Genomic DNA, 5,151 nt, shown 5'->3' with positions numbered 1-5,151 from the left:
CCCGATGGCCCTCCCGACGACCCTCCCGCCCGGGCGCCCTCCGTACTCCCCGGTGCCGTTCACCGAACCGGGAGCAATCAGGCACCTCGTGATTGAGTAGGCGCATGAACCCGAAGACGACCCCCGGCCCGTTCCGCGTCGGCCTGATCGGCTACGGCCTGGCCGGCTCCGCGTTCCACGCGCCGCTGATCGCCACCACCCCGGGGCTGCGGCTGGACGCCGTGGTCACCGCCAACCCGGACCGGCGCGCCCAGCTCGCGCGCGAGCACCCCGGCGCCCGCGCCGTGGACACGCCCGAGCAACTGCTCGCCGACCCGGACGCGCTCGACCTGGTCGTCATCGCCTCGCCCAACCGCACCCACGCGCCGCTCGCCCGCGCCGCGCTGCGGGCCGGCCTGGCCACCGTGGTGGACAAGCCGCTGGCCGGCACCGCCGCCGAGGCACGGGAGCTGTGCCGGCTCGCCGAGGAGCGGGGCGTCCTGCTCTCCGTCTTCCACAACCGGCGCTGGGACGGCGACTTCCTCACCGCGACCCGGCTGGTGCGCGGCGGCGCGCTCGGCCGGGTGCACCGCTTCGAGTCCCGTTTCGAGCGCTTCCGCCCCAAGCCCAAGCCGGGCTGGCGGGAGCTGGCCGACCCGGCCGAGGTCGGCGGCACGCTGTACGACCTGGGCAGCCACCTGGTCGACCAGGCGCTCACCCTGTTCGGCCCGGTCGAGACGGTGTACGCGGAGATCGACGTGCGGCGTGACGGCGCGGTGGTGGACGACGACGCCTTCCTCGCCCTCACCCACACCTGCGGCACCCGTTCGCACCTGTGGGCCAGCGCCGTCACCCCGCTGATCGGGCCCCGGCTGAGGGTCCTCGGCGACACCGCCGGCTACGTCAAGCCGGGCATGGACCCGCAGGAGGCCGACCTGCGGGCCGGCCTGCGCCCCGACGGCACCCACCCCTGGGGCGCCGACCGGCCCGCACACTACGGCACCCTCGGCACCGACGAGTCCGCGATCTCGCTGCCCACCGACCCGGGCGACTACCCCGCCTTCTACACGGGCATCGCCGCCGCCCTGACCAACCCGGGCACCCCGCCCCCGGTCGACCCGCGCGACGCGGTGGCCGCCCTCGCCGTACTGGAGGCCGCCCGCACCTCCGCCGCGACCGGGACGGCGGTCCGCCCGGGCTGAGGAATGCCTCGCCGGAACCTGCCACCCCCACGGACTCGCCTCCTACGATGAGCGGATGAGCAGTCAACGGGGGCGGCAGATCGGCGCCGACGAGCGTCGCGATCGCGAACGGGCGTGGTCCGCCGAACAGAAGAAGCGCGAGAGCGCGTGGACCGCGGAGTTCGAGGCGCGGCAGAAGGCGCAGCAGGCCGAGGCGTGCGAACGCGAGCTGGTCACCTCCATCGCCGCGAACCGGGCGGCCTGGGCGGAGGGCCGCCGAACCGGAGCCGACGCCCTCGGCTACATCGACGTCACCGGGCCCGACGCCGTGACCGTACGGATCGCGGTGGTGTGGCTCGGGCGGTTCAGGGCGACCCGGAAGCGGCTGAACGACTACAACCCGTTCCGGAACGTCGATCCGGGCAGCGGCGAAGGACTGATCGTCCTCGTTCCGTACGCCGTGCTCGTGGGCCTGGACTCCGGGCTCCGCTGGCTCGTCCTGCAGCTGCTCGGCCGCCCGCTCTGGGCCGTCGCCGCCAAGGCGGGGAGCGACCGGGACAAGCGCGGGGGCAACACCGTCCTGCTGCGCACCCGGGACCGGGCGGTGGCACTGCGGCACGCGGCCGCCCTGGCCGACCGGGTCGAGCAGGAGGGGGCCGCCGCCCTCACACCCCGATGACCTCCACCGCCGAGCCCAGCCCCCGGAAGTCCGCGACGTTGCGGGTGTACAGCGGCAGCCCGTGGGCCGAGGCGACCGCGGCGATCATCAGGTCTATCCGGCGCGGGCGCGGCTGCCGCCCGGCGGCGATGGTGAGGGTGACCAGCGTCCCGTAGCGGGCGGCGGCCGCCGCGTCGAAGGGCAGCGGGTCGAAATCCGCCATCGCCGCGCCCAGCACTTCCAGCCGGGCCGCCCGGCTGGCCGGGTCCCGGGCCATCGACACGCCCTGCTGCAGCTCGGCGAAGGTGATCGCGGTCAGCTCCGGCACCGCCGGCAGGTCGGACGCGTTGAGCAGCGCCAGGTCGATGTAGACGCAGGTGTCCAGCACCCCGGCCGGCCGCCTCCGGGACGCCCTGCGGCGCTCAGCCACGCCGCCGCTCGAACGGGTCGTCTCCCTCGTCCCCGACCAGTTCCTCGGGCCCGAAGTACTCCTCGGCCTCCTTGCGCATCTGCTGGTAGTCCACCCGCGGCAGCTTCACGTGCCGCGCCACCAGCTCCTCCGCCGTGAGCCGCCGACGCCCGGACACCGGCCGCAGCTCGGCGACCTCGACCCCGTTCCTGGTGATGTGGAAGGTCTCGCCCGCCTCCACCGCGTCCATCACCGCGGCGGAGTTGTTCCGGAACTCCCGCTGGGTAATCGTCTTCACCCTTCCAAAGTAGCCCCGCGTAGCCCCGCCGGCTACACCCCGAACGGCCCCCGCCCGTTCCCCCGAAACCCGCCCCCGCCCGCGCCCGATCGGCTAGGTTCGACCACCGATCATTCGAACAGAGGGGGCTTCTGTCCGGTCGGGCACGGCACGTTCACGGACAGCGACCGGTACTGCGCGATCGGGCGCCCCCGTACCGGACGGGACTGGCCAGGAGGCCGACGCAGTGACGCGGAAGCAACGGTGGGTACTGCTGCTGGCGCTGGCGGGAACCGAGCCGCTGCCGGGGCACAACAAGCGGCTCGCGGCGAAGCTGTGGCTGGCGTCGGAGGCGGACGGGGGCGCGGGTGTGGGTGTACGGGATGGACGCGCCGTAGGGGATTTCCCCGATGGAGCGGGAACCCGGTGCGCCGTAGGATCGTCCTGCTGGTACGTCAGGAAGCCGATGGAGCACCGGGAGGGGGAGCGCGCCGTGGCCGTCGTCGCGATGCTGCTGGGCCTGCTCCGGGTGCTGACCGGGGAGTTGGTGGCCGACAGCGGGACGCTGGCGTCGGTGGCCGCCGTCGCGGCCGTGGCGCTGGTGGCCGGGGCGGTCGCCGGGGCGCTGGCCGGGGCGCGGATGCTGGGGGCGCGGGCGCCGGCGGCGGTGCGCAGCGGGGTGCTGCGGCGTCGGGCGTTCGGTACGGCGTTCCTTCCGCAGCGTGATCCGGACGCCCGGGGCAGGCGACGCCCGAGGGCGCCGGGGGCGGCCCTGGCGGCCGCGTGAACCCCCTTCTTCCGTAGGCAGTTCTTCGCAGCCGTCCTCCGCCGTTCACTCATTCCTGAGACCCCGGAGGGCTCGCTCCACCATGTCCGTACTCGCCGTTCTCGACCCGGCCGTCGCCCTGGCGCACGCCGTCGTCGCCGCTGTCGCCCATCTGGTGCCGACCGCGCTCGCCATCGTCCTGTTCACCGTCGCCGTCCGGCTGGCGCTGCACCCGCTGGCGCGGGCGGCGGCGCGCGGGGAGAAGGCCCGGGCGCGGCTGGCGCCGAAGGTCGCCGCGCTGCAGAGGAAGCACAAGGACCGGCCGGAGCGACTGCGGGAGGCGCTGGCCGAGATGTATCGGAAGGAGCAGGTGTCGCCGTTCGCGGGGTGTCTGCCACTGCTGGTGCAGGTGCCGTTCTTCTCGGTGATGTACCGCCTGTTCACCACGCCGAACGATCTGCTGGACCACACCCTGTTCGGTGTGCCGCTGGGCCTGCACGTCACGGGTGCGCACGGCGCCGGGCAGTGGGCGGTGTTCGGGGTGCTGTTCGCCGGGCTGGCGGCGGTCGGGTTCGTCAACTTCCGCCGGGCCCGACGCACGGCCGCGGCCGCAGCCGCGACGGCGACGGCGCAGCCCGCCCCGCAGCCGGGGGCGGGACTGCTGCCGTACCTGTCGTTCGGGTCGGTGCTGTTCGCGGCGCTGGTGCCGGTGGCCGCCGTGCTGTACCTGCTGACGGCCGGTGTCTGGTCGGCCGCCGAGCGGGCCTGGCTGTACCGGGACGGCACGCCGGTGCCGTCGGCCGCGCTGCTGGCCTGACGGGTGATGACCCGACGGGCGACGACCTGACGGGCGATGACCCGACGGCCCGGCCGTCAGAAGTGGCGCAGCAGCTCGGGGAAGGTCCCGAGCTGCAGCGTCGCCTCGTCCGGGCCGAGTTCCGCGTGCTCCAGCACCCAGGTGTGCTCGTGCGGGATGAAGACGGTGCGCAGGCCGGCCCGGCGGGCGGGGGCGATGTCGGACTTGGGCGAGTTGCCGATCATCCAGGTCCGGCCGGGGTCGAGGCCGAGGTCGGCGGTGAGCTGCCGGTAGGTGTCGACCGACTTCTCGGCGACGATGTGGATGCCGCGGAAGTGGTGGTCGATGGTGGACTCGGTCACCTTGCGCCGCTGTTCGCCCTGGTCGCCCTTGGTGAGCAGCAGCAGGTGGTGGCGGTCGGCGAGGGCGGCCAGGGTGTCGGCGACGCCGGGGATCAGTTCGACGTCGCGGCTGGTCAGCGGGGTGAGCAGGTCGTCGATCCGGGCCTGCTCGGCGGCCGTGGGGGTGCGGCTGTTGAGCTGCTCCAGGCAGTCGGCGAGGCTCTGCCGGAAGACGGTGGCGCCGTAGCCGAGGGTGGCGGAGTTGGCGGCCTCGATCCGGTTCAGCAGGGCCCTGGTGCGCTCCTGCTCGGCCGGGGTGGTGGTGACCCAGTCAAGGAAGCCGTCGATGACCCGCTCGAAGAGGACGTTGTTCTCCCAGAGCGTGTCGTCGGCGTCGAAGATCAGGGTCTGGTCGGTGTGCATCATCCGGTGGTCTCCAGGGGAAGTCGGTCGGGCGGCAGGGAAGGGCGGCACGGAACGGCGGCGGTGGAGGCCGGTCAGGCGGGCGGCAGCAGCCGGGCGGCGCGGTGGAGGGTCTCGCGGAGGTTCTCCTCGGTGGTCCGCCGCCCGGCCTCCTCGACGGTGAGCCACTCCAGCGGGGACGCCGGGTTCTCCGGCCGGGCCTGCTCCGGGGTTTCGGTGGCCAGCAGGAAGCGCAGGTCGGCGTGCTCGTGGGCGGGTTCGGCGGGCGAGGCGGGGACGGGCACCACGGCGAGGTGGACGAGGGCGGGGCCGGGCCAGGGG

7 protein-coding genes and 1 pseudogene are annotated in these 5,151 nt (G+C 74.3%); 4 read left to right on the top strand and 4 right to left on the bottom strand.

Translation table 11 applies throughout. The features are described from left to right. Positions 1–104: 104 nt before the first annotated feature. Together ACIQOV_RS26580 and ACIQOV_RS26575 are read left to right on the top strand one after the other, a co-directional pair. Positions 105–1,181: a Gfo/Idh/MocA family oxidoreductase gene (locus ACIQOV_RS26580; protein ID WP_401052570.1), complete on the top strand. Its 1,077-nt coding sequence runs from the start codon at positions 105–107 to the stop codon at positions 1,179–1,181. Between the two features lie 55 nt (positions 1,182–1,236). Further along, a complete protein-coding gene (locus ACIQOV_RS26575; protein WP_401052568.1) occupies positions 1,237–1,839 on the top strand; it encodes a hypothetical protein in 603 nt (200 codons plus the stop codon). Here ACIQOV_RS26575 and ACIQOV_RS26570 read toward each other — a convergent pair. Together ACIQOV_RS26570 and ACIQOV_RS26565 are read right to left on the bottom strand one after the other, a co-directional pair. Continuing rightward, positions 1,826–2,206 carry a type II toxin-antitoxin system VapC family toxin gene (locus ACIQOV_RS26570; protein ID WP_380538988.1) on the bottom strand — a complete coding sequence of 127 codons (381 nt, stop codon included), beginning with the start codon at positions 2,204–2,206 and terminating at the stop codon, positions 1,826–1,828. The two genes, ACIQOV_RS26575 and ACIQOV_RS26570, sit on opposite strands and share 14 nt — an antisense overlap. Before the next feature lie 34 nt (positions 2,207–2,240). After that, entirely contained in the window at positions 2,241–2,525 is a 285-nt protein-coding gene (locus tag ACIQOV_RS26565) for a type II toxin-antitoxin system Phd/YefM family antitoxin (RefSeq protein ID WP_063349249.1), read from the bottom strand. 445 nt (positions 2,526–2,970) lie between these two features. Between ACIQOV_RS26565 and ACIQOV_RS26560 the strand changes: the two genes are divergently transcribed. Together ACIQOV_RS26560 and ACIQOV_RS26555 are read left to right on the top strand one after the other, a co-directional pair. Beyond that, a complete protein-coding gene (locus ACIQOV_RS26560; protein ID WP_401052564.1) occupies positions 2,971–3,291 on the top strand; it encodes a DUF6412 domain-containing protein in 321 nt (106 codons plus the stop codon). An 82-nt stretch (positions 3,292–3,373) separates the two neighbouring features. After that, positions 3,374–4,087 (top strand): YidC/Oxa1 family membrane protein insertase, encoded by a 714-nt coding sequence (locus ACIQOV_RS26555; protein ID WP_401052562.1) that lies wholly within the window; start codon positions 3,374–3,376, stop codon positions 4,085–4,087. A gap of 56 nt (positions 4,088–4,143) precedes the next feature. Here ACIQOV_RS26555 and ACIQOV_RS26550 read toward each other — a convergent pair whose 3' ends face one another. Together ACIQOV_RS26550 and ACIQOV_RS26545 are read right to left on the bottom strand one after the other, a co-directional pair. Next, a complete protein-coding gene (locus ACIQOV_RS26550) occupies positions 4,144–4,833 on the bottom strand; it encodes an HAD family hydrolase (RefSeq protein ID WP_401052560.1) in 690 nt (229 codons plus the stop codon). Between the two features lie 71 nt (positions 4,834–4,904). Further along, positions 4,905–5,151 (bottom strand): annotated as a pseudogene (locus ACIQOV_RS26545) (NUDIX hydrolase); the annotation flags it as partial.

It is taken from the genome of Kitasatospora sp. NPDC091257, from assembly GCF_044757675.1.
In the GTDB taxonomy this organism is placed as follows: Bacteria; Actinomycetota; Actinomycetes; order Streptomycetales; family Streptomycetaceae; genus Kitasatospora; species Kitasatospora lactacystinica.
Note: the sequence above shows the minus strand (reverse complement) of the source record. Positions and strands in the feature narration are given on the sequence as shown.

Coding starts and splice junctions, on each gene's coding strand:
- ACIQOV_RS26580 (WP_401052570.1), top strand. CDS start 105: ATGAACCCGAAGACGACCCCCGGCCCGTTCCGCGTCGGCCTGATCGGC.
- ACIQOV_RS26575 (WP_401052568.1), top strand. CDS start 1,237: ATGAGCAGTCAACGGGGGCGGCAGATCGGCGCCGACGAGCGTCGCGAT.
- ACIQOV_RS26560 (WP_401052564.1), top strand. CDS start 2,971: ATGGAGCACCGGGAGGGGGAGCGCGCCGTGGCCGTCGTCGCGATGCTG.
- ACIQOV_RS26555 (WP_401052562.1), top strand. CDS start 3,374: ATGTCCGTACTCGCCGTTCTCGACCCGGCCGTCGCCCTGGCGCACGCC.
- ACIQOV_RS26550 (WP_401052560.1), bottom strand. CDS start 4,833: ATGATGCACACCGACCAGACCCTGATCTTCGACGCCGACGACACGCTC.